Raw genomic sequence first — 24,918 nt, 5'->3', positions numbered from 1 at the left:
TTGTTACAGTTCCCCGGAGATACGACGTTAGAATGTGGCATTTCCACGGTCACCCGGCTATGTCTCAGAAGAAATCGCCACGCTTCGAGCTGCGCAGTGGCAACGTCGACGCCCTCCTTCTCGCTCTCAATACCGCCGACCTGGACGCGGTGCGGGACGACCTCCTCTCCCGCTTCGAGTCAACCCCCGATTTCTTTTCTGATGACGTTGTCGCGCTGGACCTGCGCCGCCTGGAAGGCACCGGGGCGCTGGCGCTGGACCGTGTGATCGACACCCTGGCCACCCTCAAGGCCCGTGCCATCGGCGTGGTGGCCCGTGCCGACCAGCGCGACTGGGCCGGCGGCTTCGGCCTGCCGCTGCTGGACAGCCAGAGCCGGCGTGGCGGCAAGGACGAGGCCCCTAAAGAGAAGGCGGGCAAACCCGAAGCCACGGCGGCAAGCGGGCAGACGGACGCCGAGGCGGCCGGGAACACCGGCAAGGGCAAGGACAGCGAGGGCGCCGCCGTCAATGGCAAGGCCTCGGAAATCGCCGAGATCATGGCGGCCGCGAACGCGGCTTCCGCCCCCCGCGCAATCCCCACGCTGCTGATCGACAAGCCGCTGCGCTCGGGCCAGCAGATCTACGCCCAGGGCGACGTGGTGATCCTGGACCTGGTCAGCTACGGCGCCGAAGTCATCGCCGAAGGCAATATCCATATCTATGCCCCGCTGCGCGGCCGCGCACTGGCGGGTGTCAAGGGTAATCCCGATGCGCGCATCTTCTGCACGTGCCTGGAGCCCGAACTGATTTCCATCGCCGGCATCTACCGGACCGCGGAGCAGACACTCCCGGCCGACGTGCTCGGCAAGTCGGCACAGGTTCGCCTGGCCGACGAAAAGCTGATCCTTGAACCGCTGCGCATGAAATAACGGCAGCACGCAATCGAACGAATTCCACTCATACCGGACCATAGAGCCATGGCAAAAATCATCGTAGTGACCTCCGGCAAGGGGGGCGTTGGCAAGACCACCACCAGCGCGAGTTTCGCCGCCGGTCTGGCCCTGCGTGGCCACAAGACTGCCGTGATCGATTTCGACGTCGGCCTGCGCAACCTCGACCTGATCATGGGCTGCGAGCGTCGCGTGGTGTATGACCTGATCAACGTGGTGCAGGGCGAAGCGAACCTGCACCAGGCGCTGATCAAGGACAAGAAGTGCGAAAACCTGTTCATCCTGCCGGCGTCGCAGACGCGCGACAAGGAAGCGCTGACGCGCGAGGGCGTGGAGAAGGTCATCAACGACCTGAAGGAAATGGGCTTCGAGTACATCATCTGCGACTCGCCGGCCGGCATCGAGACGGGCGCGCTAATGGCGATGTATTTCGCTGACGAGGCGCTGATCGTGACCAACCCCGAGGTATCGTCGGTACGCGATTCGGACCGCATTCTCGGTATCCTGTCGTCGAAGACCAAGCGCGCCAGCGAAGGCGAGCCGATCAAGGAACACCTGCTGATCACGCGCTACAACCCCAAGCGCGTGCACGGTGGCGAGATGCTGTCGCTTACCGATATTCAGGAAATCCTGCGCATCAAGCTGATCGGCGTGGTTCCGGAATCGGAGGCGGTGCTCCATGCCTCCAACCAGGGCACGCCGGCGATCCACCTGGAAGGCACCGATGTGGCCGATGCCTACGGCGACATCGTGGACCGCTTCCTGGGCAAGGACAAACCGCTGCGCTTTACCGATTATCAGAAGCCGGGGCTGTTCTCGCGCATCTTCGGCAACAAATAAGGAGGGCTCATCCACATGTCGATCCTGTCCTTCCTGCTGGGAGAGAAGAAGAAATCCGCATCGGTCGCCAAGGAGCGCCTGCAGATCATTCTTGCCCATGAACGTTCGGGCCATTCGGCGCCGGCCGATTACCTGCCGGCCCTTCAGCGCGAGCTGGTGGCCGTGATTTCGAAGTACGTCAAAATCAGCGATCAGGACCTGCGCGTCAGCCTGGAGCGTCAGGACAACCTCGAGGTTCTCGAGGTCAAGATAGAAATTCCACAAGCCTGAGATCGAGGCTGTGGGTAATTCCAAAGTAAATCCGCGATAAATCCGCGGTATTTTCTTCTAAGGGAAAACCCGCATTTTCGATTAGGTTATTGCAGCGCAGCAGTCGTATTTCACGACCGCTGCGCTGTCCTCCGCACTTCCGTTTATCCCCCTGTTTTTCGTTGCCCTGTCGCTGCCCGTTCGTGCCCTTGCACCAGAACGACGCGTGCTGCTGCGCACCATTTTCAGGGTGCGGAGGCATTGTGTAGCGGCAAACCAACGGAATTGCACCAAATCTCCTCCTGAAGCACTGCTCTTGCTTGGTTTTATGTCCGAACGATCCGCCTTTTGTTAAATTTTCGCGGCGTTTACAGCAAACGTTATTCAAATGGACGCGCCGTGATCCGGCAGCGGACAACCACAAGACAGAAAAGGAGCACCATGAAGAAATCGCTACTGACCCTCGCACTCGGTTCGCTGTTTGCCGGCGGCGCCTACGCGCAAACGTCGGTCACGCTGTACGGCATTGCCGACGCCAGCATCCACTACACGACCAACGCCGATGCCAACAACCACGGCCAACTCGCGATGGACAATGGTGCCATCACGCAAAGCCGCTGGGGCCTGAAGGGCGCCGAAGCCCTGGGCAACAACCTGAAGGCCATCTTCCAACTGGAAAACGGCTTCAACGTGCCCAACGGCACGATGAGCTCGTCGGGCCAGATCTTCAACCTGACCTTGCCCCTGTTCCACGAATCCCATAACCGAGGGAATTAGGCAGCCCGGTGTTGCTGAGCTGCGGACCAGTTTTTCTCGAACGTCATGGGGCTGACGTAGCCCAGCGTCGAGTGGAGTCGGCTGGCATTATAAAAGCCAAGCCAGTCAATTACCTCGTCCATTGCGGCGCGGCGGGTAGCGAACTGGCGACCGTGCAGGCGAGCGACCTTCAACGACCCCCACAGACTCTCAGTCGGCGCGTTGTCCCAGCAATCGCCCCTGCGGCTCATTGACGAGCGCATGCCATACGCCTTCAGGGCGTCTTGAAACAGATGGCTGCAATACTGGCTTCCCCGGTCGGTGTGCACAATCACACCGGCTTCCGGGCGGCGCCGGAACCAGGCCATGCGCAGCGCGTCCGTGACCAATTCGGCCTTCATGTGTGGTTGCATCGACCAGCCAACCACCTGCCGGCTGAACAGGTCGATGATGACCACCAGGTAGAGCCAGCCTTCGGCGGTCGCCACATAGGTTATGTCGCTCGTCCAGACTTGATTGGGTGCTGCTGGGCTAAAGTCGCGTTGCAGCAGATTGGGGGCCACCGGCAAATCGTGGTTCGAGTTGGTTGTCGCGATGTACTTGCGCTTGTGGCGGGCACGGATGCCGTGCAGCGCCATCAGCTTGCGAACACGCTCCTTGCCCACCCGCACCCCACGCGCCAGCAGTTCCTTCCACATGCGCGGCCAGCCGTACTCCCCCTTGACCCCGGCGTGAATCGCCTTGATGTGGGCCAACAAGGCATCGTCACTGAGTCGGCCTCTATCTGGCCTGTCGGTGCTTACTGTGCGTTGCTTGCGCTGGTGATAGCCGCTGGGGCTGACCCCTAACAGCTCACACAGGACCGAGACCGGCCAGTAACGTCGGTTTCGCTCGATGAACGCATACCTCACACCGACTCCTTCGCAAAGTATGCTGCGGCTTTTTTTAAAATATCGCGCTCCATCTTCAAGCGCGCCACCTCCGCCCGAAGCCGGGCCAGCTCCATCTGCTCCGGGCTGACCGGCTTCATACCCGCACCAGTCAGCTTGCCTTCCCGCTCCGCCTTGACCCAGTTATGCAGCGTCTGCGCTCTGATGCCCAGGGTCGCGCTAACCACTGCCATGCTCTGCCCGCTCTTCACCAGCCGTACCGCTTCCAGCTTGAATTCCAGCGTGTACTGCGCCCGCTTTGTCTTGCTTGTCATCACATCTCTCCTTGCTTCAGTTTAACCTCAGCAAGGGATTCGTTTTGCGGGGGCAAGCTCAACCGTCAAGCCTACGTTGGCCTGGCTGGTGACTTCGGCGCCGTGAAGCTGGGCCGTCAGTACACCGAAGGGTTTAATTTCTTCGGTGACTACGATCCGCTGACCATCGGTAACTACACCGGTAACTCGTGGATGTACTACAGCCTGACGCAGCTCCGTCGCAACAACGTGGTCAGCTACGGCGGTTCGTTCAGCGGTTTTGATTTCGGCGCAAGCTACGGCTTCGGCGAAACCCCGGGCAGCTTCACGAAGGCAAGCGGTTCGGGCGCCGGCATCAACACGCCGTACTTTGGCGTGCGCGCAGCCTACAACTACGGCCCGTTCGGCGTGGGTGGCGTGTACCAGGAAATTCGCGACGCCAATGGCAACAAGCAGCAAATGTGGGGCGCTGCTGGTAAGTACTCGATCGGCCCGGCAAAGATCTTCCTGGGCTACATCGGTGGTCGCGACCACACCGGCCTGATGGACAACATCCTGAACAACGCCGCCGTCGTCACGACGAACGCCAACCCGGCTCCGAACACCGTCGGTACGGCTGCTGCCAACGCCAATCCGCGCAAGGACACGCTGGGCTACATCGGCGCGACCTACCAGGCCACTCCGGCCCTGGCGCTGACCGGTGCGTTCTACGCCGATTACGTCGAAAACAAGAACGGTATCGCCGACAACAATGGCCGCCGCTACACGGCCGCGCTGATCGCCGAGTACTCGCTGTCGAAGCGCACGCAAGTCTATGGTGCTGCGGACTTCAACAAGGTTTCGGGCGCTACCACGACCGAACTGCCGGGCCGCAACAACCAGACCAGCTTCGGCGCTGGCATCCGCCACATCTTCTGATTGTTGGTTTGATCAGTTGGCAGAAAGGCACCTTCGGGTGCCTTTCTTTTTTTGCGATGGCGGAGTCGAAGGTGGAGTTGGCGGTGGTGTTGACGGTGGCGCCATCCCCGGCGTCGTCAGCAGTTCCAGACGATAGCCATGCGTGTAGAGCGGCTGGAGCCGCACGCCGTTGTGCTCCCACAGGCCGAGCTTGGTACGCACGCGCGAGACATGGGTATCGATGGTGCGCGACAGCGGTGGCAGTTCCTTGCCCCAGATCGCCGCAAGCATGTATTCGCGCGGCACGGCGCGGCCCTCATTGCGGAACAGGAGCAGCGCGACTTCGAACTCCTTCGGCGTCAGCCGTACCTCCTGCCCGTGGCACGTGGCTTCGCGCGTCACGGCATCAAAGCGGAAACAGCCCCAGGTCAGCCGTCCATCGTCTGGCTGGCGAGAGTCCGGGTACGCTCGCCGCAGCAGCGCTGCGATGCGCGCGCCGAGTTCGCGCGGCCGGATCGGCTTGACCATATAGTCGTCGGCGCCGGCACTCAACGTTGCGACAATGTCCGCCTCGGTGTCACGCCCAGTCAGGAACATCACCGGTATGCGCGGGTCCAGGTGCGCGCGCACCCAGTCCAGTACTTCCCGGCCCGAGACATGCGGCACGTGCCAGTCAAGCAGCAGCAGGTCGAACGTGACCTTGCGCAACGTGACCAGCATGCGCCTGCCATCGGCGAACGTTACGCACTCGTGCCCTTCCGCCGTCACGATCTCGCGAATCCTCGCGGCCTCGGCGGCGTCGTCCTCCAGCGAGGCAACCCTCAGTCCCATCCTTGTCATGCGTCGTCGCTCCCACGTGGAGCGTCCAGTGAAATCGCTGACGACCATTAGAGGCGTGTGAGCGAGAAAACCCTATAAGACGATGCTCATTTTCTGCATCGGCCACAAATGTTTACTTTCGTTTGGCGCGCGCATCGGCCTACCATGACCCGGAACATCTGACCTGAACAGGAAGGAAACGCATCTTGAGAATCGCCGCGCTCGAAGACGACCCCGCCCGCGCCATCGTGCTGGAGCGAGCGTTGCATCCCGGCGGACACACGCTTGCGCGATTTCGCAGCAGCCAGCCGATGATCGAGGCCATGCGTCGTGAGCCGTTCGATCTGCTGCTGCTGGACCGGGACGTGGCCGGTACCAACGCCGATGATCTGCTCGATTGGGTGCGGCGCACACTGGGACACGGGATGCCGGTGATGATGCTGGGCCAGAGCGATGCGGAGGAAGTGGTCGTGGGCTGCCTCGCGGCTGGCGCGGATGCGTACGTGCCACAGCCCGCGCGATGCGATGAACTTCGGGCCCGCATCGAGGCATTGACCCGGCGGGCAGCGGTGCCCGGCATGACGGTTGCCACCGTGCCGCCCGGCGCGCTAGGGGACACCTCCGATCAACTCGTCTGCGGCGTGTTCCGCTTTGCGGTAGCGGAGCACCGCGTGTGGGTCAACAGCATGACCGTGGCCCTGTCGCCCAAGGAATACGCGCTGGCGCTGCTGCTGTTCCGCAACCTTGGCGCGCTGGTGACGCGCCGCGCGATGATCGAGCACGTTTGGCCTGCCACGGGTATCAAGGAGCAGGCGCGCACCATCGACAGCCACCTGTCACGGGTACGCACCAAACTCGCGCTCTGGCCGTTCAACGGCATCATGCTGCGTTCGGTCTATCGGCTCGGGAGCCGCCTGGACCCGATAGAAACAGCCGTCGCGACACGCGGCCGGCCGTCATTGGCTGCCCTATGAGGCGGATGAGGCGAATGTGGCAGATGTGGCCGCCGCCTTCGGCTGAGCGGAATCCATCTCAATCGATCTTGATGCCGGCTTCCTTGACGATGCGCGCGTTCTCCGCCGACTCGGCGCGAATGGCCGCGCCGAATTGTGCCGCCGATCCACCCGTGGGCACCTCGCCGCCGCGCAGCAGGCGGTCGCGCACGTCGGGCTCGGCCAGCGCCTTGTTCAGTTCCGCATTGAGCTTGTTGATGATGGCCGGCGGCGTCTTGCCCGGCGCGAAGATACCGAACGTCGAGGTCAGGTTGGCCTTGGGATAGCCCAGTTCGTCCATGGTCGGCACATTGGGCAGCGAGTCGATGCGCTTCGGCGCGCCCACGGCGATGGCGCGCAGGCGCCCGGCCTGCATGTGCTGCGTCAGCATGGGGCTGGCGTTGGTGCTCATCACCTCGAACTGTCCGCCGAGCGCGTCATTCATCTGCTGGCCGGCACCCTTGTACGGGATCATCGTCAGTTCGGTCTTCGACTTGGCCTTGATCTGCTCAAGCATCACGTGGCCCACCGTGCCAAGGCCAGACGTGGCCCAGCGCACCGAGCCCGGCTTGGCCTTGGCCTGCGCGATCAGGTCCTGGAACGATTTGCCGGAGAAGCTCGGCGTGGCGACCACGAGCACCGGCGAGTACATCACGCTCATCACCGGCGCCACGTCGTGCTGCGGGTCGTAGTTGACGTGGCCCACGTGCGGATTGAGCGTCAGCGGGCTGGTCGACGAGAAACCGACTGTGTAGCCGTCCGGCGCGGCCTTGGCCACGGCGTCGATGCCGATGCTGCCACCCGCTCCGGCCTTGTTCTCGACCACCACCGAGGTGCCCATCTGCACCGAGAGCTTTTCGCCCAGCGCACGCGCCACGGCGTCGCTGATGCCGCCGGTCGGATAGGCGACGATCATGCGGATCGGGCGGCTCGGATAGTTGTCCGCGGCGAAGGCCGGGACGGAGATGGAGGCGGTCAGGGCAGCGGCCGCGATGAACGCGGCGTGCAGCGGCAGGGATCGGAAGGCGACCATGATCGGGCTTGAGCGGGAAATTGGCGGGAAATTAGCGGGAATCTGCGGATTTGGCGGGACGTGGCGGGAAATGCATGGCCGCGTCCGAATTGCCGCCATCTTAGCCGATCCGGCCCGCGCCCCTGAAACGGGCGAGCGGTTATCGCACCAGCGGATGCTCCGGCACCCACGACACGAACAGCTCGTTGGCCCGGTCATAGAGCCGCCATGCGGTACCGCATTCCCGGCACCTGAACGACAACATGCTGAACGGCACGCCGGCCGCGCTCTGGCTGACCAGCGGCGCCGTGTTGTGCAGGGCCAGGCAGGGATGGGGTTCGCGCCGGCGCGGGTCGTCAGCCAGTGCCAGGCAATGGGCACAGGCAGGGTGCGCAGGCGCACGGGAAGGCACGGCGGCAGGCATGGCGGGGGTCCCGGGGGGCTGGAGTACGGCGGACTTCATGACCACCATGATGCCGCAAATTCGATGCCAGGATGACCAATGTCTGCAGCGCCCGCGCGACAGGATGCGCGGACGGCGCGTGAATCGTGACGAGACCCACGCCGGGGCCTTTACCGCGACGCCCCGATTCCGCAACATTCCAACTTTCCGCACAGAAGACACCACAAGGAGTGTTCCCGTCATGCACGCTGCCCCTCACCCTGCCCTGCGTACCCGCCTGGCCCGCCTGGCCCTCTTGCCCGCCGCGCTGGCGCTGGCTGGCGCGATCTGCGCCCTGCCGGCCCAGGCCGAGCCCGTGCAGCCGGCCTTTCAGCTTGCGCAGCAGGAAAAGCCGGCGCTGATCGACACGCTCAAGGACCTGGTCTCGATCGAGTCTGGCAGCAAGGATATCGAAGGCCTGGACCGCATCGCCAACCTGCTTCGCGACCGCCTGGCCGCGCTCGGCGGCGACGCGAAGCTGGTCGAGCCAACTGAGATCTATCGCATGGAGGACACCCCGGCGAAGGTGGGCAAGATGGTCATGGCCCAGTTCAAGGGCACCGGCCAACGCAAGATCATGCTGATCGCGCACATGGACACGGTGTACCTGCGCGGAATGCTCGCGCAGCAGCCCTTCCGCGTCGACGGGGATCGCGCCTACGGCCTGGGCATTGCCGACGACAAGAACGGTGTGGCGGTGATCCTGCATACCGTGGCCATCCTGCAGAAGATGAAGTTCAAGGACTATGGCACGCTGACCGTGCTGATCAATGGCGACGAGGAAATCAGCTCGCCGGGCGCGCGCGCCACGTTGACGAAGCTGGGGGCGGAGCAGGATGCCGTGTTCTCGTGCGAAGCCTCGCGCGTCACCGGCGACCGGCTCTCGCTGGCTACGAGCGGCATTGGCGCCATCTCGCTCAAGGTCGACGGCAAGTCCTCCCATGCGGGAAGCTCGCCGGAACTGGGGCGTAATGCGCTCTACGAGCTATCGCACCAAATCCTGCAGATGCGCGACCTGTCCAACCCGGACACTGGCCTCAAGGTCAACTGGACCCTGTCCCACGCCGGCACCAACCGCAACGTGATTCCGGCCGTAGCCACCGCGCAGGCCGATGTGCGCGTGCTGCGCACCGCCGACTACGACAGCCTGGAGCGCACGCTACAGGAGCGGATCCAGAAGAAGCTGATTCCCGACACGAAGGTCGAGGTGAAGTTCGAGCGCCGTCGCCCGCCGCTGGAAGCGACACCGGCATCGCGTGCGCTGGCTGTGCACGCGCAGGGCATCTATGCCGAAATCGGCGAAAAGCTGGCTGTTTATGACACCGCCGAAGGCGGCGGCACCGATGCGGCATTTGCGGCGGCGGCCACCAAGGCACCGGTGATCGAGCGCTTCGGCTTGCGCGGCTTCGGCGCGCATTCGAACGATGCGGAGTATGTGGACTTGAACTCGGTCACGCCGCGTCTGTATCTGCTGACGCGGATGATCATGGATGTCTCGCAGGACAAGACGGGGAAGTGATCGCGGGAGGGAAGTGACGCCCCCTCCCGCTCTGGCGCGAGGGGGTTAAAACCATCAGCCGTTCAAGCCGCCTTCGCCCTCTCGCGCAGGTCCGGCAGGAATACCGCGAGCAGGCCCAGCAGCGGCAGGAACGCGCAAAGCTGGTACACGGTCTCGATGCCGTGCGCATCGGCCAGCCGGCCGAGCACGGCGGCGCCAATACCGCCCATGCCGAAGGCAAACCCGAAGAACAGCCCGGACACCATGCCCACCTTGCCCGGGATCAGTTCCTGGGCGAACACCAGGATGGCCGAGAAGGCCGAGGCCAGGATGAAGCCGATCACCACGGACAGCACGGCGGTCCAGAACAGGTTGGCATGGGGCAGCATCAGCGTGAACGGCGCCACGCCCAGGATCGACGCCCAGATCACGCGCTTGCGGCCGATACGGTCACCAATCGGCCCGCCCATGATCGTGCCCGCCGCTACGGCAAACAGGAACAGGAACAGGTAGATCTGCGAGGTCTGACGCGCCAGGCCGAACTTCTCCATCAGGTAGAACGTGTAGTACGTGTTCAGGCTGGCCATGTAGAAGTACTTCGAGAAGATCAGCAGCAGCAGCACCACGATGGCGCGCACCACTGTCGACTTCGGCAGCTTGTTGACCACGACGCCGGCGCCCTTCTTCTTCGCGGCGCGCTCGGCCAGGTGCCGGCCGTACCAGCCGCCGATTTGCCACAGCACGGTGATGGCCAGCAGCGCGGCCAGCGAGAACCACGCCACGCTGCCCTGCGAGTGAACGATCCACGCCGCCAGCAGCGGACCCATCGCGCTGCCACCGTTACCGCCCACCTGGAAGATCGACTGAGCCAGCCCATGCTGTCCGCCCGACGCCAGCCGCGCCACACGCGACGATTCCGGGTGGAAGATCGACGAACCGGTTCCCACCAGCGCTGCGGCAACCAGCAGCACGCCATAGGTCGGGGCCACCGACAGCAGCAACAGGCCACACAGCGTGAATCCCATGCCGATGGCGAGCGAATGCGGCTTCGGATGCTTGTCCGTGTACAGGCCGACCACCGGCTGCAGCAGCGACGCCGTAACCTGATACGTCAGCGTCAGCAGACCGATCTGCGTGAAGCTCAGGTTGAAGCCGCCCTTGAGCATCGGATAGATGGCAAGGATCAGCGACTGGATCATGTCGTTGAGGAAGTGCGCGAAACTGATCGCGTACAGCACGCGGAAGCGTGTGCCTTCCTCACGGTCGGCCGGATGGGCCGGATTGATGGTTGTGCTCATGGTGCGGGGGCGCATTGGCCAGTCATGCTTGGCAAAAGCCCGGGCGCCCGAACAGCGCGCGGCCGGGAAGTGTGACGATGCTAATTGGCAAACTGCCGCCTGTCCTGCGAGAATGAGGCCGTAACTTTGGAGAAAAGGACATGCCAGCCGAAGCGCCGAACGCTGCCCATGCCGACGGGCGGCCCGATACCTACTCGGAACAGCCCGCCTACCTCCAGTACGACCGCGGCCCGATGCCTGTGGCGGCCATGGCGGCGGACTACCTGCCGACCCATGTCACCAAGCCCCATCAGCACCCGCACGCGCAACTCATCCACGCCGTGCACGGGGTAATGGTGGTCTCGACGTCAGAAGGACAGTGGATCGTGCCGCCGACACGCGGCATGTGGATGCCCGGTGGCACCGTGCACTGGATCCGCATGGTCGGGCACGTGCAGATGCGCACGGCCTACATTCGCCCCGACGCCGCGCCGAACCTGCCCACGCGCTGTACCGTACTCGGTATTTCTCCGCTGCTGCGCGAGTTGATCCTGGCCGCGATCGACATTCCCCTGCCCTATTCGCCCGACTCGCGCGAATCCCGGCTGATGCAATTGCTGCTCGATGAAGTCACGCTGGTACCCACGCTGCCGCTCCACCTGCCCCGCCCGAAGGACAAGGACCTGCGCGTGATCTGCGAGCGGATCACCGACAGCCCCGACTCTGGCCTGACGCTGGCTGACTGGGGCGACAGGCTTGGCGTGGACCCCAAGACCATTCAGCGCCGATTCGCGCGGGAGACCGGGATGACGTTCGGCCAGTGGCGCCAGCAGGCACGGCTGCTGGCCGCGCTAGAGCGGCTGGCGGCAGGCGACAAGGTGGTGGATGTGGCGCTCGACATGGGCTATGGCAGCCCGAGCGCCTTCGCGACGATGTTCCGCCGGCAGTTCGGCGTGCCGCCGAGTGCCTTCTTCAAATAGTCCTGTCGCCCTGTCCTACCCGGCGAGGTAACGCTCGACCAGCCGCGTCCAGTAAGCCGCCCCGACGGTCAGGTTGTCGTCATTGAAGTCGTAGCCGGCGTTGTGAAGCAGCGGCTGGTTGACCCCATTGCCCATCCGGACGAAACACCCGGGCCGCTGCTGCAGGAAGTAAGCGAAGTCCTCACTGCCGGCGATGCGGTGGAAATTCGCGATTGCACGTTCGGGGCCCACCAGTTCCTCGGCCACCTGGCGTGCGAACTCGGTCTCCGCTTCGCTGTTGACGAGCACCGGATAGCCACGCACGTACTCGATATCGGCCGTCGCGCCGTAGCCCTCGGCGTGTGACGTGGCAAGCTGCTTGATGCGCGTTTCCATGGATGCCCGGACATCCGCACTGAATGAGCGCACGCTGAGTTCCATGCGCGCGCTATCTGGAATCACATTGGGCGCGTGGCCCGCATGCAGCGTGCCGATGGTCACCACGGCAGTCTCATTCGGATCGACGTTGCGCGCCACGATGGACTGCAGCGCCATGACCAGACTGCCCGCGACCAGGATCGGATCAATCGACTGATGCGGCCGCGCGGCATGGCCCCCCTTCCCTCGGATGGTGATCGCTACGGTGTCGCACGCGGCCATGAACGGGCCCGAACGGAACATGAAGGTACCGGCCTCGGCACCCGGATGGTTATGCAGGCCAAATATCGCATCGCACGGAAAGCGTTCGAACAGGCCGTCGGCCAGCATCCGTTCCGCGCCACCGCCCGCCCCGATCTCCTCGGCCGGCTGGAAGATCAGGTGCACGGTGCCATCGAATTGCCGGGTACGTGCCAGTTGCCGCGCGGCACCCAGTAGCACGGCGGTGTGGCCATCATGGCCACACGCGTGCATCTTGCCGTCGTGCACGCTGGCATAGGGCAAGCCCGACCGCTCGTGGATCGGCAATGCATCCATGTCGGCGCGAATGCCGACGCTGCGTTGCCCCGCGCCCACTCGCAGCGAGGCCACCACGCCAGTACCGCCCACGCCACGTGTGACCGTGTAGCCCCAGTTCTCCAGCTTGCTGGCGACGAGTTCGGCCGTGTGGACCTCGTTGAAGGCAAGCTCGGGATGCTGGTGGATATGGCGGCGGATGTCCTGCAGTTCGTCACGCGAGTCGAGCGTGTCGTGCAGGGTGCAGAAGGACCGGGTGGGGGAATCCTTGGCGAGGCGGACGGAGACAGACTTGAGGATCGATGCGACTTCAGGGGCGTCGATGTCGGGGTCTTCGATTTCGGGGGCGTGTTCAGACATGACAGTGCTCTAAACGGCAGACATGTATGAACAGTATTTCACGCACCCCAAGGAAGAAAACCTGGAATGCTGATTTCGTGCGAAAACGCCCGGAATCACGGCAAAACTGTTGCCCTGATCGGACGCTTTGTGTGGAACTGCGACGATTTGTGTGAAGACGTTTCCGTTGGGAACCCGCGCCGATGTCGCCGCGGACACCCAACCGCCCTGCCCTGGATCCGTCTGAATCCGCCTAGATTCGTATTGCGCCACCGCGCCCGACGTAGGCCACGACGTTCTGGGACTGCTCGCCAAGCCCCTCGACGCCCAGGCGCATCACGTCGCCGGCACGCAGGTAGCGCGGCGGCTTGAAGCCCATGCCCACACCCGGCGGCGTGCCGGTGGCGATCAGGTCGCCGGGCTCCAGCGTCATGAAGCGGCTGACATAGCTGACGATCGTCGCCACATCGAAAACCATGGTGGCCGTGCTGCCCTTCTGCATGCGCTCGCCATTGACGTCGAGCCACATCCCCAGCTTTTGCGCGTCGGGTACCTCGTCACGCGTGACCAGCCACGGGCCCGCCGGACAGAAGGTGTCGCAGCCCTTGCCCTTGTCCCACGTGCCGCCGCGCTCGAGCTGGAATTCGCGCTCGGAGACATCATTGACCACGCAGTAGCCGGCCACGTAGTCGAGCGCCTGCTCCTTCCACACATTCCGAGCCCGGGTGCCAATCACCACGCCCAGTTCCACTTCCCAGTCCGATTTCTGCGAATCGAGCGGCAACATCACGTTGTCGTTCGGGCCGTTCAGCGACGTGTTGGCCTTCAGGAACACGATCGGCTCGGTCGGTAGCGGCATGCCGGCTTCGGCGGCGTGGTCGGCATAGTTCAGGCCGATGGCAACGATCTTGCCAACGCCGCTCCAGGGCACGCCGAAGCGTCCGCCCTCCACCACCGGCAGCGTGGCGGGGTCGATGTTCGCCAGACGGGCCAGCACGCCAGGCGCCAGTTCCTGCGGGCCGATGTTGTCGATCACGCCGGACAGGTCGCGCACGCGGCCGTCGCTGTCCAACATGCCGGGGCGCTCGGCGCCGGGTTCTCCAATGCGGACTAGTTTCATGGGTCTCGTCTCCTTGCGGTAGCACCAGCCCGCGAGCATAGCGCAAGCGCGAGACCCCTGCCCGTTCAGCCCAGCATCGACGGCACACGGTAGTGGGCGGGCTCGAGCAGATCCAGCCCGCACTGCAATTGGTCGATCCAGTCGATGAAGCGATTGACCATCTCGCGGCCCCGGAACGAGGGCCCGTGCTGAGGCACGATCCACTCGATATCCATGGTCCGCGCCATCGCGGCCCAGAGCCGGCACGCCCGGTTGCCGCTCATATAGCGGCGATGGAACGCCAGCATCCGGCGGGCGTGGGCATCGAAATCGGTGACCACTGTGCCGGCTTCCGTCCCCGATGTCATCGTGGCCCCAAGGTCGCCCGAGAACAGGATCTTGCTGACCGGATCGTAGAACTGGAAATTGCCTTCGGAATGGAGGAAGTGCGCGGGCACCGCGATCAGCTGGCAATTGCCGAGCGGTATCACCATGCCACCATCCGGGATGGTTACGATGCGCCCCGCCGTTTTGCCTGCCTGGCAGAAATGCGGCAGAAAGCGTGCCCAGACCTGCGAGATCAGCACGCGGCTGTCCGACGATGTCAGCCAGCGCCCCACCGAAGCGACGATGTCCGGGTCCGCATGGGACGCCAGCACGTAGTCAAGCTGCTTGGGTGGGAAATAGCGGCTGATCGTCAGATACAGCTCGCTGTAGGTCATGTTTCCGCCCGGATCGATCAACGCCGCATGGCCGTTGTCGACCACCAGAAACTGGTTGCTCTGGACGACCTCGCCTTGACCCTCGTCGACCAGATCCGTGAATGCCAGACAGACATGCCCGCCCGCTTCGTACAACACGTTACTCATGATCCCTCTCTCGCCGCTCTAGTTTTGTTGTAAATGGCTAGGGGCGAAAGTAATGAGACGTAGGCGTTTCTTTATTGACGGTGATCAAACTATGGCAGAAACAAGCTACGAAACGACAGCCGCATGGACACGCTGCGGGGCAAGCCGCGCATCAGCGCGCGTTCAGCAGTTCTTCGATCTTCGAGACAAACTGCTTGTCGTCCGGCTTGACCATGCTGTTGTAGCTGCCGATGACCTGCCCCTTGCGGTCGATCAGGTACTTGTAGAAGTTCCACTTCGGCGCGGTGCCCGTCTCCTGGGCCAGCAGTGCGTACATCGGATTGGCGTCGCTGCCGCGCACATGGCTCTTGCCGAGCATCGGGAACTTGACCCCGTAGGTGTTGTAGCAAAAGTCTGCAATGTCCTTGGACGAGCCGGGTTCCTGGGAAAAGTCGTTGGACGGGAAACCGAGCACCACCAGCCCGCGTTCGCGGTACTTGGCGTAGAGCGCCTCAAGGCCCTCGTACTGCGGCGTGAAGCCGCAATAGCTGGCCGTGTTCACGACCAGCACCACCTTGCCAGCGTACTGGCACAGGTTCTGCGGCGATTCGTCCTGGAGCCGCGGGAAGCGGAAGTTCAACGACGCCGGGCAATTGCCCGCCGGCTGCGCGGCCGCCGGCACGGCCTTTTCGGCGGCGTGAGCAGGTGGCGGCAGCATGACTGCCACGGCGGCAGCCAGCGTCAGCGCGCCAGCCAGAGCGGTTCGTTGCACGGATTCCAGGGTACGTTGGCGGGACATGAATCGGGGCTCCGGTGGCTTGAGGAGTGACTTTAGGTGCAAGGAAGTCTACGCTCTCGGCCGATTCGCGTCATTCGGGCACACCCGGCCTCTTCCCTGGTTTGACGTCCTTATTCCATGTGGATCTTGGCCGCGTGCTCGGTCACGCTGCTGCGCAGTTCCAGATCCGGCATCCGACGCACGATCAGCAGCGCGATGATCGTGGCCACCGCGCCGGCCGCAAAAATCAGATGAAAGCCCGATTCCACGCCGCCAGCCAGCACATGGCGCACGGCTGGCGACAGGTGCGCCAGCGCCTCGCTGCCATGCCGTAGCGCGCCAAGGTCCAGCGCCTGCGTGACGCCGGCCCGGGCCAGCGCGTCGCGAAACTCCATGGCCAGCAGCGTGCCGGCCAGCGCGCCACCGATCGAGCTGCCGAGCGAACGCAGCACGAGCAAGGCGCCGGTGCCCGCGCCCATGTCACGGCGCTCCAGCGCGTTCTGCACGCTGATCAGCGTGCCAACCATCGCCATACCCAGGCCGATACCGCCGATCGTCATCGCCAGCAGAACGAAGAAGGTCGGTACGGCGACCGTCACGGCAGCCAGCGAGACTAGCCCGACCGCCGCGGCAACGAAGCCGATGGTCAGGATGACGCGCATACGGCCCAGACGCGGCGCGAGCCATGCCACCACGAAGTTGCCGGCGACGGTCGCCAGCAGGAACGGCACCACCAGCAGGCCCGACATCGACGCATCGGCGTCACGAACAAGCTGGAAATGCAGGGGCAGGGCGAAGATGCACAGGAAGATATTGAGCGCGGCCAGCGCCGATGCGCCCACGCCCATCACATAGGCGCGATTGCGGAACAGGCGCGGCGGCAGCATCGGGTCGGCGGCGCGGCGCTCCTGCCAGGCCAGCAACAGCACGGCCACTAGCGAGATCGCCAGCAGGGCGGCCATCTCGGGCGAGATCCAGGCGAACGCCTCGCCGCCCCAGCTCATGGCAAGCAGGAACGCGACAATGGCCACGGCCAGGAGCAGGGCGCCTAGCCAATCGACCTGGGGCCGGCCGCCGCGCGGCTTCAGATGCGCGAGCCCGCGATAGCACATGGTCATCGCCAGCAGACCGAGCGGCACGTTGATCCAGAACAGCCAGCGCCACGACATGTGATCGGACACCCAGCCGCCTACCAGCGGCCCCGCGATCGACGAGATCGCCCAGACCGTGGCCAGATAGCCCTGATAGCGGCCGCGCTCGCGCGGCGCCACCACGTCGGCAATGGCCGCCTGCGCCAGCGACATCAGGCCGCCACCGCCGAGGCCCTGCAGCGCGCGGAACAGGATTAGCTGCGGCAGCGTCTGCGCCAGCGCGCAGGCCACCGAGGCCAGGATGAACAGCGAGATCGCCACCATCAGCAGACGGCGACGCCCGAAACTGTCGGACAGCTTGCCGTACAGCGGCGTGGTCACCGTCGACACGATCAGGTACGCGGTCACGATCCACGACAGGTGCCCGAATCCGTTGAGATCGTTCGCGATCGCCGGCACGGCCGGGATCACCACGGTCTGGTCGAGCGCCGCGAGCAGAATGCACAGCACGATGCCACCGATCACACGCATGATCGACGCGTGATCGTGAACGGCGGCTTGGGGGAGGGAAGCTGTGGCCTCTAGGGCCTCTGCGGTGGACTGGCTGGCGGGGGCGGTCGACGACATGCGGGGAGGGAGGGTGCGGCCGCAAGTCGGTGTATGCGGCCTAATTCAGTAACCGCATAATTATATGCATGCTTAGCATTTGGCGCTGGCGGAATTGTCCGAATACCGGACAGGCAAAGGCCGGCCTGCGGGCGTCCTCGCATCACATTTGACGTTATCCGGAGATCGCGGCCGATCGCCATGCGATCGGCCGCGATAACAGCCCGCTTAGCGCGAACCGCCGTGGATGTAGTGCTCCAGTTGCTCGATGGTGAAGCGCTGCTCGCTGATGATGTCGTTCACGAGGTCACCGATCGAGATCATGCCGAGCAGTTGATCGCTATTCATCACCGGCAAGTGACGCAAGCGATGCCGGGTCATCAACGCCATGCACTCGTCGGTGGTCTGGTCGGCCCGGACATAGATCACCGCGGTGGTCATGATTTCACGCACGAGGGTCTCACGCGACGTGCGTTGCATCAGGATCACTTTGCGCGCGTAATCCCGTTCGCTGATGATGCCGACGATCTTCTGCTGCTCCATCACCAGCAGGGCACCAATGCCCTTCTCGGCCATGAGTTGCAGCGCAGCATAGACCGTCGCCGTGGGAGGAATGCTGAAGATCGCCTGATTTGCCTTGCTTTCCAGAACCTGCCGCGCGGTTTTCATGACACCGACTCCTTGTTGCCGTTTTGGAAATATTCACTGCCCTGTGCGGGCCGCGCCAGCGGCACTGCGCAACGTGCATCCGGCTGCGTCCATTCAGATTAGCAAAGGAATCGCGGCACTCACAGGGTGACTTTCACGAATCTTTGTTTCACGCAGAACGCGCATCGGAATGGGGCACGCACCCCGGCGTCAATCCGGCAAGTGAGCGATGCGTCGCGGCTTCCTGAGCCAGAGCCTGGAGAACCGCTCCACCTCGGGATCCAGGTCGCTATTGAACGATGTGGAAAACAACAGCGTCTGCCGGCTCTTCGGACATCGGCTCGCCGCAAAGCCGACATCGTCGACAAGTCCGAGGTCGAGCATCGATTCGGCGTCGTCGATCACCAGGATGCCGATCGCGCGCAGATCGAGGCTGCCGGCATCCAGGTGGTCGACAACCCTGCCCGGTGTGCCGACCACGACATGCGCGCCGTGGATCAGACTGTCGATCTGCGGACGCATCGCCGCGCCATGCATCAGCGCCACGACCTTCACGTGCCGGGCGGCGCGCACGCAGTCCCTGATGCACTGGGCCACATGCTGCACGCGCTCGCGCGTCGGGCAGAGCACCAGCGCCTGCACATCGAACCGGCGCGGATCGAGATGATGGAGCAGGGCAACGGTGAAGGCCACGGTACGCCCGCTGCCGGGAGACGCCTGCACGATGAGGTCGCGGCCGGCCAGCGCCTCTGGCAGCATGGCCGCCTGAAGCGGATTGATGGCATGCCATCCGAGTTCCGTCAGCGTCACCTGCAACGCAGGCGCCAGCGGAAGCGCGGAAAACAGTGTGCCGGTCGAAAGCGGAATCGATGCGGAGAACTTGGTGACGCGCATGGCAGAGACACCGTCATGCAGTCTTTCGCGCCACGGTCTTCGTGGCCGCCGGCTTCCTGGTCACCGTCTTGACCACCGCGATCTTCTTCGCGGCGGGCGGCTTCGGCGTTGAAGCCTTCATCGGCACTGCCTCGGTCGGCACCCAGCCAAGCCTCTCAAGCAAGGCGCCAGCCGCCGCCGGCGCGCGCTCCTTCGCGCCGTTGATGAAGAACAGGAACGCTTCCTTCGGCTTGAGCTTGCCAGCGGGTTCGTCTTCCACACGTGGCAGATCGTCCGGTGACTTGCCGCCAGCCCACGCCGATGCCCGCTGCGCCCATTGGTCCAGCACCTTCGGCGCATAGCCCGTCGCGACCTTCTCGTCGGCGTTCATCAGCCGCGCGTACACGAAGTCCGAAGTGAGATCAGCGAACGACGGAAACTTCGGTGAGTCGGTGAAGACGGTGGCCGCCTTGAACTTGCGCGCCAGCTTCAGGTACGCGTCGCACATGAAGCTCTCGTGACGCACCTCCATCACGTGCCGCAGCTTCACACCCTCCACCGAGGTCGGCAACAAGTTCAGGAAGGCCTCGAAATCGTCGGCCACGAACTGCTTGGTCGGTGCGAACTGCCAGACGACCGGGCCCAGTTTTTCGCGCAATTCGGCAATGCCGCTGTCGATGAACCGGCTGATCGAATCACTCCCTTCGGCCAGCACGCGGCGATTGGTCGCAAAGCGCGAAGCCTTGACCGAGAAGACGAAGCCATCGGGCGTGGCGTCGCGCCAGTTCGCAAACGACGTGCGCTTCTGCGTGCCGTGGTACGTGCTGTTGATCTCGATCGCGGTCAGATGCCGGCTTGCATATTCCAGCTCGCGTGCCTGCGCGAGACCTGCCGGATAGAAGTTATCGCGCCACGGCGCATAGTTCCAGCCGCCGATGCCAATATGGATGTTGCTCGCCGACTTGCCCTGTCTGGTAACCGCCATGACCCGATCTCCGCGAGGATTGGTGGAGGAAGTCTAGCCGGAATTGAGCGGCGTGGCGGAAGCCCGCGGACATGTGAATCGAAACACGCCGGTGGGCGAGGGCGGCGCAGCCCTCCTGCTCGTCTCCGGCCTTACTTTGGCGCGGGATATTTACGTGCGTTCATCTCCATCTTCGCCTGCACCGCCGCGTCGAGATCGACGCCAAGCGCGGTCACGAGCTGCGTCAGGTAGATGGTGATATCGGCCAGTTCCTGCTCGACGTGCGCGCGCTCGTCCGTTGACATGATCCCGCGCGATTCCTCTTCGGTTTGCCACTGGAAGATCTCCACCAGTTCGGCCACTTCGACGCTGAGCGCCATCGCGAGGTTCTTCGGGCTGTGATACTTGCCCCAGCCCCGGGCCTCGCCGAAGGCGGCCGCCGCTTGCTGGAGATTGCTGATATCGATGAGAGCCATTGTGAATGCAATGTGGATGTCGCTGACAGGCATGTATTGTCACACCGAACGGCAGCCGGATGCTCCCACACGCCGCCACACGCCACCTCTCGACACGGCCGCGCGCGAGGCATAGGCTCGCATGTGAAGCCCACTGCAGACGGAGGCACTCATGCGTCCCACTCCAAAAATGGCGATCATCACCATCGCGGGCGCCCTCGCGTACCTGGCGTTGCCCGTGTTCGGATGGGGTGGTATCACGGCGTACTTCGCCGATACCGCGCGCACGCTGGCAGTCGTTGCGACGCTGGTGATGGCTGTCATCGCCATCTTCTCCGGCGGCAATATCAGCGCTGGCGAACGCGAGGACCGCGATAACCGATGGGTACTGGTGGCATTCAGCGTGCTCAGCCTGCTCGCGGGATTCCTGCCGGCCTATACGGACCGCCTCGACGTTTGGTCGATCGACGGCAATACGATTCGCTGGATCGGCCTGTTCCTGTTTGTCGCCGGCGGCGCGCTGCGGCTCTGGCCCGTCTTCGTGCTGGGCCGGCGTTTCAGCGGGCTCGTGGCGATCCAGCCCGGGCATACCCTGGTCACGACGGGCATCTACAGCGTCATTCGCAATCCAAGCTATGTGGGCTTCGTGATCAGCTCGCTGGGATGGGGACTGGTGTTCCGCTCATGGGTGGGCGTGCTGCTGGCGCTGCTGATGCTCCCGCCGCTTGTAGCCCGCATCCGGGCCGAGGAAGCGCTGTTGCAGAGCCAGTTCGGGGTCGAGTACGAACAGTACTGCGCACGTACGTGGCGCATGTTGCCGGGCTTGTACTAGGCCCGCGCTAGGCCCGCGCGCGGATCACGTGGCGGGAATCCAATCGAATCAAGCCCTTGGCATCACACCGTGATTGAATTTCCCGCACACGGGCCTATGCTTGAAAAATAGGCACATGCGCCCCGGCGCGTAGCCACCCTGCCCAGTAGCCACGCAAACAGAGCACATGAGGCTCTCATCATGTTTGCGAGGCTCTCATGAAGAACACCACGCCCGTTGCCGGGCTCCGTACCCGGCCCAGCGGTGGCAATGCTTCCGTCACCAGTTTGCAGCGTCGCCACGTCATGCAAGCCGCGGCCGCCGCTGCACTGGCCACGGGCCTGGCACCGCTGGCGCGCCCCGGTGCCGCGCACGCGGCGGCCAGGCATACGCTCAGGATTCTTCAGTGGAACCATTTCGTGCCGGGCTACGACAAGTGGTTCGACAACACGTATGTGAAGGAATGGGGGCAGCGCCACGATACGGAAGTCATCGTCGATCACGTCGGCATTCCGGCGCTGGCTACGCGTGCCGCTGCCGAGGTGTCGGCCCAGAAGGGGCACGATCTCTTCATGTTCCTGTCGCCGCCGCCGGTGTACGAGGACCAGGTCATCGATCATCGCGACATCTACGAGGAATGCCAGCGCAAGCATGGCAAGCCCGTGGACCTGGCGGTTCGCAGTACCTACAACCCGAAGACCCGCAAGTACTTCGCCTTCTCCGACAGCTTCGTACCGGACCCGGTCAATTACCGCAAGGACCTGTGGGATGCCATCGGCGCGAAGCCTCCCGATAGCTGGGACGACGTGCTGACCGCCGGGCGCAAGATCAAGCAGGCGAAGGGCGTGCCGGTGGGTATCGGCCTCTCCGCGGAACTCGATACCGCCATGGCCATGCGCACGATCCTCTATGCATTCGGTGGCGCCGTGCAGGACATGCGCGGCAATGTCGTGCTGAACTCGCCCGGCACGCTCGAGGCCGTCAAGTACGTGCGAGCGCTGTATCGCGACACCATGACACCCGAAGTGCTGGCCTGGGACCCATCCTCGAACAACCGGGCCATGCTGGCCGGCAAGATCTCGCTCTGCCTGAACGCCATCTCGATCACGCGCGAAGGCGAAAACAAGCAGATCCCGGTCACGCCCGACATCTGGCTGACGCAGGCACTGCGCGGCCCCGCGCAACGCATCTGCCTGGAACACGTGATGGACTGCTACGTGATCTGGAAATTCGCCGAGAACATTGCCGGCGCGAAGCAGTTCCTCGTCGACTACATCGACAACTTTCGCGATGGCTTCGTTGGCAGCGAGTTCTACAACTTCCCCTGCTTCCCGAGCACCGTGCCCGACCTCAAGACGATGATCGAAGCGGACGCCAAGGCCACGCCGCATGACAAGTACAAGGTGCTGGGCGTGCTGATGGAGCAGGCCACCAACGTGGGCTACCCCGGATACGCCAACGCCGCTATCGACGAGATCTTCAACACGTGGGTCCTCAACACGATGTTCGCCCGCGCCGCAACCGGCGACGCGTCTCCGGAGGACGCCATCCGCGATGCCGAGAACGCTTGCAAGCGGATCTTCGCAAAATGGAAGGCGAGGGGGCTGGTATAGCCCCGCCTGCGCAATCATCATGGCCACAGTGGAAACACGCTCGCTGACCAAGCGTTACGACAGCACCACCGCCGTCGACGCGATCGACCTCGCCGTGCGCGAGCACGAGTTCCTGGTGCTGCTGGGCCCATCCGGCTCGGGCAAGACGACGCTGCTGCGCATGATCGCGGGACTCGAGACGCCGACCTCCGGCGATGTGCTGGTGAGCGGGCGCATCGTCACGGGGCTCCCGCCGCGCGCGCACAACATGGCGATGGTCTTCCAGAGTTACGCGCTATATCCGCACCTGACCGTGGCGGGCAATATCGCCTTTCCGCTGCAGGCCCAGCATATGGCACGCGACAAGATCGACAGCAAGGTCGAGTGGGCCGCCTCGCTGTTCGGCATCGGCCATCTTCTCGCGCGGAAACCACGTCAGCTCTCGGGCGGCGAACGTCAACGCGTGGCGCTTGCGCGTGCTGTCGTGCGCGACCCCGTTGCATTCCTGCTCGATGAACCGCTATCGAATCTCGACGCCAAGCTCCGTGCTTCGGCGCGAGAGGAACTGCAGCAACTCCAACGCCGCCTCGGCACCACCACGATCTACGTGACCCACGATCAGGTGGAGGCACTGGCGCTGGGGGATCGCGTGGCCGTGCTCGATCATGGCGGCATACGTCAACTCGACACGCCGCAGCGCGTGTATGCGCATCCTGTCGATCGGTTCGTCGCCACGTTCATCGGGTCACCTCCCATGAATCTCGTTGCCAGCGACGGCATGGAGATCGGCTTCCGACCCGAGCATTTTTTACCGGATGACGTCTTCACCGCCGATGCATCGTTGGAACGGTTTCCGTTGGACATCACTCGCATCGAAAACCTGGGCGCGGACCGGCTCGTGTACGGCGTGCTGGCACCACCGCAGCCGCCCGTGAAAGTCATCTCCCGGATACCGTGCACGGTGAACGTGTCACCGCAACCTGGCACGCGTCACATGTTCGCCGTGCGCCGTGCTGATCTGCACCACTTCGACACGAGCAGTGGCACAAGCCTGAGCGTGGCGGAAGGCGTGACATGAGCGCGCTATCGGCCACCCTTGGCAGACCGGACCACGAGACGTCGGATACGCCGGATGATGACCGCAGGCTAGGCGCAATGATGCTGGCGCCTGCACTCATCTATATCGCGCTGCTGCTTGGCTTTCCTTTCCTGCTGTCGATCTGGTACAGCCTGACCGATGTCACCGTCGGAAGTCCGATGCCGCATTTCATCGGGCTGGAGAATTTCCGGAGCGTCGTAGCGAACCCGACGTTCTGGCAATCGCTGCGCAACGCGCTGGTGTTCACGCTGGTCTCGCAAGCGCTGGTGGTCGTGCTCGCCAAAGCGCTGGCGCTGGCGTTGGTGCGTGACTTCCCCGGCAAGTGGCTCGTGCGACTGCTGATCCTGTTGCCATGGGTGGCGCCGATCTCGCTGGGATCGATTGGCTGGTTGTGGATCTTCGACCCGGTCTACAGCATCATCAACTGGACGTTACGCGCGATCGGCCTTTTCGGCCCTAACACGTGGCCGATCTGGCTCGGCCAGCCTGATCTGGCAATGGCGTCCGTGATTCTGGTGGATGTCTGGCGATTGCTGCCACTGGCCACCGTCATCATCCTGGCCGGGATGCAAGGCATCCCGCAGGATCTGCACGATGCCGCTGCCATGGACGGCGCAGGCTTCTGGCGGCGGCTGTTCAGGATCGACGTGCCGTTGCTGATGCCGGTCATGCTGGTGGCCCTGTTGTTCGGCATCGTCTTCACGCTGACCGACATGGTCATCATTTACGTGCTCACGCGCGGCGGCCCCTACGATACGACCCAGGTGCTGGCCAGCCTGGCCTTCTTTACAGGCATACAAGGCGGTGATCTGGCTGAAGGCGCAGCGATCTCGCTTTTCCTGTTTCCACTGCTGGTGGCAGTCGTCACGTTGCTGCTGACTGTGGCGCATCGCTCCGAGGTGACGTGA

General features: G+C 63.8%; 25 protein-coding genes and 2 pseudogenes. 12 read left to right on the top strand and 15 right to left on the bottom strand.

Translation table 11 applies throughout. The annotated features are described in order from the left end of the window. Positions 1 to 59: 59 nt before the first annotated feature. From minC to minE, 3 genes are read left to right on the top strand one after another with little or no spacing between them, the layout of a single operon-like run. Positions 60 to 908 (top strand): septum site-determining protein MinC, encoded by an 849-nt coding sequence (gene minC, locus RMET_RS00190; protein ID WP_011514963.1) that lies wholly within the window; start codon positions 60 to 62, stop codon positions 906 to 908. 48 nt (positions 909 to 956) lie between these two features. Then, complete coding sequence (gene minD / locus RMET_RS00185) at positions 957 to 1,769, top strand: septum site-determining protein MinD (protein WP_008645118.1); 813 nt, start codon at positions 957 to 959, stop codon at positions 1,767 to 1,769. Between the two features lie 15 nt (positions 1,770 to 1,784). Beyond that, positions 1,785 to 2,039 (top strand): cell division topological specificity factor MinE, encoded by a 255-nt coding sequence (gene minE / locus RMET_RS00180; protein ID WP_008645119.1) that lies wholly within the window; start codon positions 1,785 to 1,787, stop codon positions 2,037 to 2,039. Here minE and RMET_RS33905 read toward each other — a convergent pair. After that, on the bottom strand, positions 2,014 to 2,406 hold the full coding sequence (locus RMET_RS33905; RefSeq protein WP_198162175.1) for a hypothetical protein: 393 nt from the start codon (positions 2,404 to 2,406) through the stop codon (positions 2,014 to 2,016). The two genes, minE and RMET_RS33905, sit on opposite strands and share 26 nt — an antisense overlap. A 53-nt stretch (positions 2,407 to 2,459) precedes the next feature. Here RMET_RS33905 and RMET_RS00175 point away from each other — a divergent pair. Further along, positions 2,460 to 2,747 (top strand): annotated as a pseudogene (locus RMET_RS00175) (porin); the annotation flags it as partial. 44 nt (positions 2,748 to 2,791) lie between these two features. On the opposite strand, the gene RMET_RS00170 reads toward RMET_RS00175, so the two are convergent. Continuing rightward, positions 2,792 to 3,978, bottom strand: a protein-coding gene (locus tag RMET_RS00170; RefSeq protein ID WP_085960481.1) for an IS3-like element ISRme13 family transposase whose coding sequence is annotated in 2 segments (ribosomal slippage) — positions 2,792 to 3,723 and positions 3,723 to 3,978 — 1,188 coding nt in all. Because the reading frame shifts where the segments join, the coding sequence is not laid out codon by codon here. 48 nt (positions 3,979 to 4,026) lie between these two features. Between RMET_RS00170 and RMET_RS00160 the strand changes: the two are divergent. Next, positions 4,027 to 4,875 (top strand): annotated as a pseudogene (locus RMET_RS00160) (porin); the annotation flags it as partial. Between the two features lie 12 nt (positions 4,876 to 4,887). On the opposite strand, the gene RMET_RS00155 reads toward RMET_RS00160, so the two are convergent. Next, the gene (locus RMET_RS00155) at positions 4,888 to 5,694 is read right to left on the bottom strand and encodes a response regulator transcription factor (protein ID WP_011514961.1); all 807 of its coding nucleotides are present in this window, start codon (positions 5,692 to 5,694) and stop codon (positions 4,888 to 4,890) included. A gap of 185 nt (positions 5,695 to 5,879) precedes the next feature. On the opposite strand from RMET_RS00155, the gene RMET_RS00150 reads away from it, so the two are divergent. Then, positions 5,880 to 6,647, top strand: a complete 768-nt coding sequence (locus RMET_RS00150) for a response regulator transcription factor (protein WP_011514960.1) — start codon at positions 5,880 to 5,882, stop codon at positions 6,645 to 6,647. Between the two features lie 58 nt (positions 6,648 to 6,705). Here RMET_RS00150 and RMET_RS00145 read toward each other — a convergent pair whose 3' ends face one another. Continuing rightward, a complete protein-coding gene (locus RMET_RS00145) occupies positions 6,706 to 7,698 on the bottom strand; it encodes a Bug family tripartite tricarboxylate transporter substrate binding protein (RefSeq protein WP_017514557.1) in 993 nt (330 codons plus the stop codon). Between the two features lie 139 nt (positions 7,699 to 7,837). After that, the gene (locus tag RMET_RS00140; protein ID WP_029306797.1) at positions 7,838 to 8,101 is read right to left on the bottom strand and encodes a hypothetical protein; all 264 of its coding nucleotides are present in this window, start codon (positions 8,099 to 8,101) and stop codon (positions 7,838 to 7,840) included. Positions 8,102 to 8,321: 220 nt separating this feature from the next. Between RMET_RS00140 and RMET_RS00135 the strand changes: the two genes are divergently transcribed. After that, positions 8,322 to 9,638 carry a M20/M25/M40 family metallo-hydrolase gene (locus RMET_RS00135; protein ID WP_011514957.1) on the top strand — a complete coding sequence of 439 codons (1,317 nt, stop codon included), beginning with the start codon at positions 8,322 to 8,324 and terminating at the stop codon, positions 9,636 to 9,638. Positions 9,639 to 9,700: 62 nt separating this feature from the next. On the opposite strand, the gene RMET_RS00130 is transcribed toward RMET_RS00135, so the two are convergent. Further along, complete coding sequence (locus RMET_RS00130) at positions 9,701 to 10,915, bottom strand: MFS transporter (protein ID WP_029306798.1); 1,215 nt, start codon at positions 10,913 to 10,915, stop codon at positions 9,701 to 9,703. Between the two features lie 140 nt (positions 10,916 to 11,055). Between RMET_RS00130 and RMET_RS00125 the strand changes: the two genes are divergently transcribed. Beyond that, on the top strand, positions 11,056 to 11,874 hold the full coding sequence (locus tag RMET_RS00125) for an AraC family transcriptional regulator (RefSeq protein WP_011514955.1): 819 nt from the start codon (positions 11,056 to 11,058) through the stop codon (positions 11,872 to 11,874). Positions 11,875 to 11,889: 15 nt separating this feature from the next. Here the strand turns inward: RMET_RS00125 and RMET_RS00120 are convergent, their stop codons facing one another. From RMET_RS00120 to RMET_RS00080, 9 genes are all read right to left on the bottom strand, one after another. Continuing rightward, the gene (locus RMET_RS00120) at positions 11,890 to 13,167 is read right to left on the bottom strand and encodes a M20 aminoacylase family protein (protein ID WP_008645138.1); all 1,278 of its coding nucleotides are present in this window, start codon (positions 13,165 to 13,167) and stop codon (positions 11,890 to 11,892) included. 232 nt (positions 13,168 to 13,399) lie between these two features. Further along, on the bottom strand, positions 13,400 to 14,266 hold the full coding sequence (locus RMET_RS00115; protein ID WP_011514954.1) for a fumarylacetoacetate hydrolase family protein: 867 nt from the start codon (positions 14,264 to 14,266) through the stop codon (positions 13,400 to 13,402). A 65-nt stretch (positions 14,267 to 14,331) separates the two neighbouring features. Continuing rightward, complete coding sequence (locus RMET_RS00110) at positions 14,332 to 15,114, bottom strand: oxygen-binding di-iron domain-containing protein (RefSeq protein ID WP_017514029.1); 783 nt, start codon at positions 15,112 to 15,114, stop codon at positions 14,332 to 14,334. Between the two features lie 151 nt (positions 15,115 to 15,265). Further along, complete coding sequence (locus RMET_RS00105) at positions 15,266 to 15,892, bottom strand: glutathione peroxidase (RefSeq protein ID WP_011514952.1); 627 nt, start codon at positions 15,890 to 15,892, stop codon at positions 15,266 to 15,268. Between the two features lie 110 nt (positions 15,893 to 16,002). Beyond that, positions 16,003 to 17,589, bottom strand: a complete 1,587-nt coding sequence (locus RMET_RS00100) for an MDR family MFS transporter (protein ID WP_011514951.1) — start codon at positions 17,587 to 17,589, stop codon at positions 16,003 to 16,005. A 207-nt stretch (positions 17,590 to 17,796) separates the two neighbouring features. Further along, complete coding sequence (locus tag RMET_RS00095; protein WP_011514950.1) at positions 17,797 to 18,237, bottom strand: CBS domain-containing protein; 441 nt, start codon at positions 18,235 to 18,237, stop codon at positions 17,797 to 17,799. A gap of 189 nt (positions 18,238 to 18,426) precedes the next feature. After that, entirely contained in the window at positions 18,427 to 19,110 is a 684-nt protein-coding gene (locus RMET_RS00090; RefSeq protein WP_011514949.1) for a DEAD/DEAH box helicase, read from the bottom strand. Positions 19,111 to 19,123: 13 nt separating this feature from the next. Beyond that, positions 19,124 to 20,074, bottom strand: coding sequence for a DUF72 domain-containing protein (locus tag RMET_RS00085; protein WP_011514948.1), 951 nt, complete (start codon positions 20,072 to 20,074; stop codon positions 19,124 to 19,126). A 131-nt stretch (positions 20,075 to 20,205) separates the two neighbouring features. Next, positions 20,206 to 20,529 (bottom strand): nucleotide pyrophosphohydrolase, encoded by a 324-nt coding sequence (locus RMET_RS00080; RefSeq protein WP_008645810.1) that lies wholly within the window; start codon positions 20,527 to 20,529, stop codon positions 20,206 to 20,208. A 151-nt stretch (positions 20,530 to 20,680) separates the two neighbouring features. Here RMET_RS00080 and RMET_RS00075 point away from each other — a divergent pair, with 151 nt between their 5' ends. The 4 genes from RMET_RS00075 to RMET_RS00060 all read left to right on the top strand — a co-directional run bounded on the left by RMET_RS00075 (position 20,681) and on the right by RMET_RS00060 (position 24,918). Beyond that, positions 20,681 to 21,340 (top strand): methyltransferase family protein, encoded by a 660-nt coding sequence (locus RMET_RS00075; RefSeq protein WP_011514946.1) that lies wholly within the window; start codon positions 20,681 to 20,683, stop codon positions 21,338 to 21,340. A 197-nt stretch (positions 21,341 to 21,537) separates the two neighbouring features. Then, a complete protein-coding gene (locus tag RMET_RS00070; RefSeq protein WP_011514945.1) occupies positions 21,538 to 22,932 on the top strand; it encodes an ABC transporter substrate-binding protein in 1,395 nt (464 codons plus the stop codon). 19 nt (positions 22,933 to 22,951) lie between these two features. Beyond that, positions 22,952 to 23,989, top strand: a complete 1,038-nt coding sequence (locus RMET_RS00065) for an ABC transporter ATP-binding protein (protein ID WP_011514944.1) — start codon at positions 22,952 to 22,954, stop codon at positions 23,987 to 23,989. Then, entirely contained in the window at positions 23,986 to 24,918 is a 933-nt protein-coding gene (locus RMET_RS00060; RefSeq protein WP_011514943.1) for a carbohydrate ABC transporter permease, read from the top strand. Before RMET_RS00065 ends, RMET_RS00060 begins: the two co-directional genes overlap by 4 nt.

This window comes from Cupriavidus metallidurans CH34, assembly GCF_000196015.1.
In the GTDB taxonomy this organism is placed as follows: domain Bacteria; phylum Pseudomonadota; class Gammaproteobacteria; order Burkholderiales; family Burkholderiaceae; genus Cupriavidus; species Cupriavidus metallidurans.
Note: the sequence above shows the minus strand (reverse complement) of the source record. Positions and strands in the feature narration are given on the sequence as shown.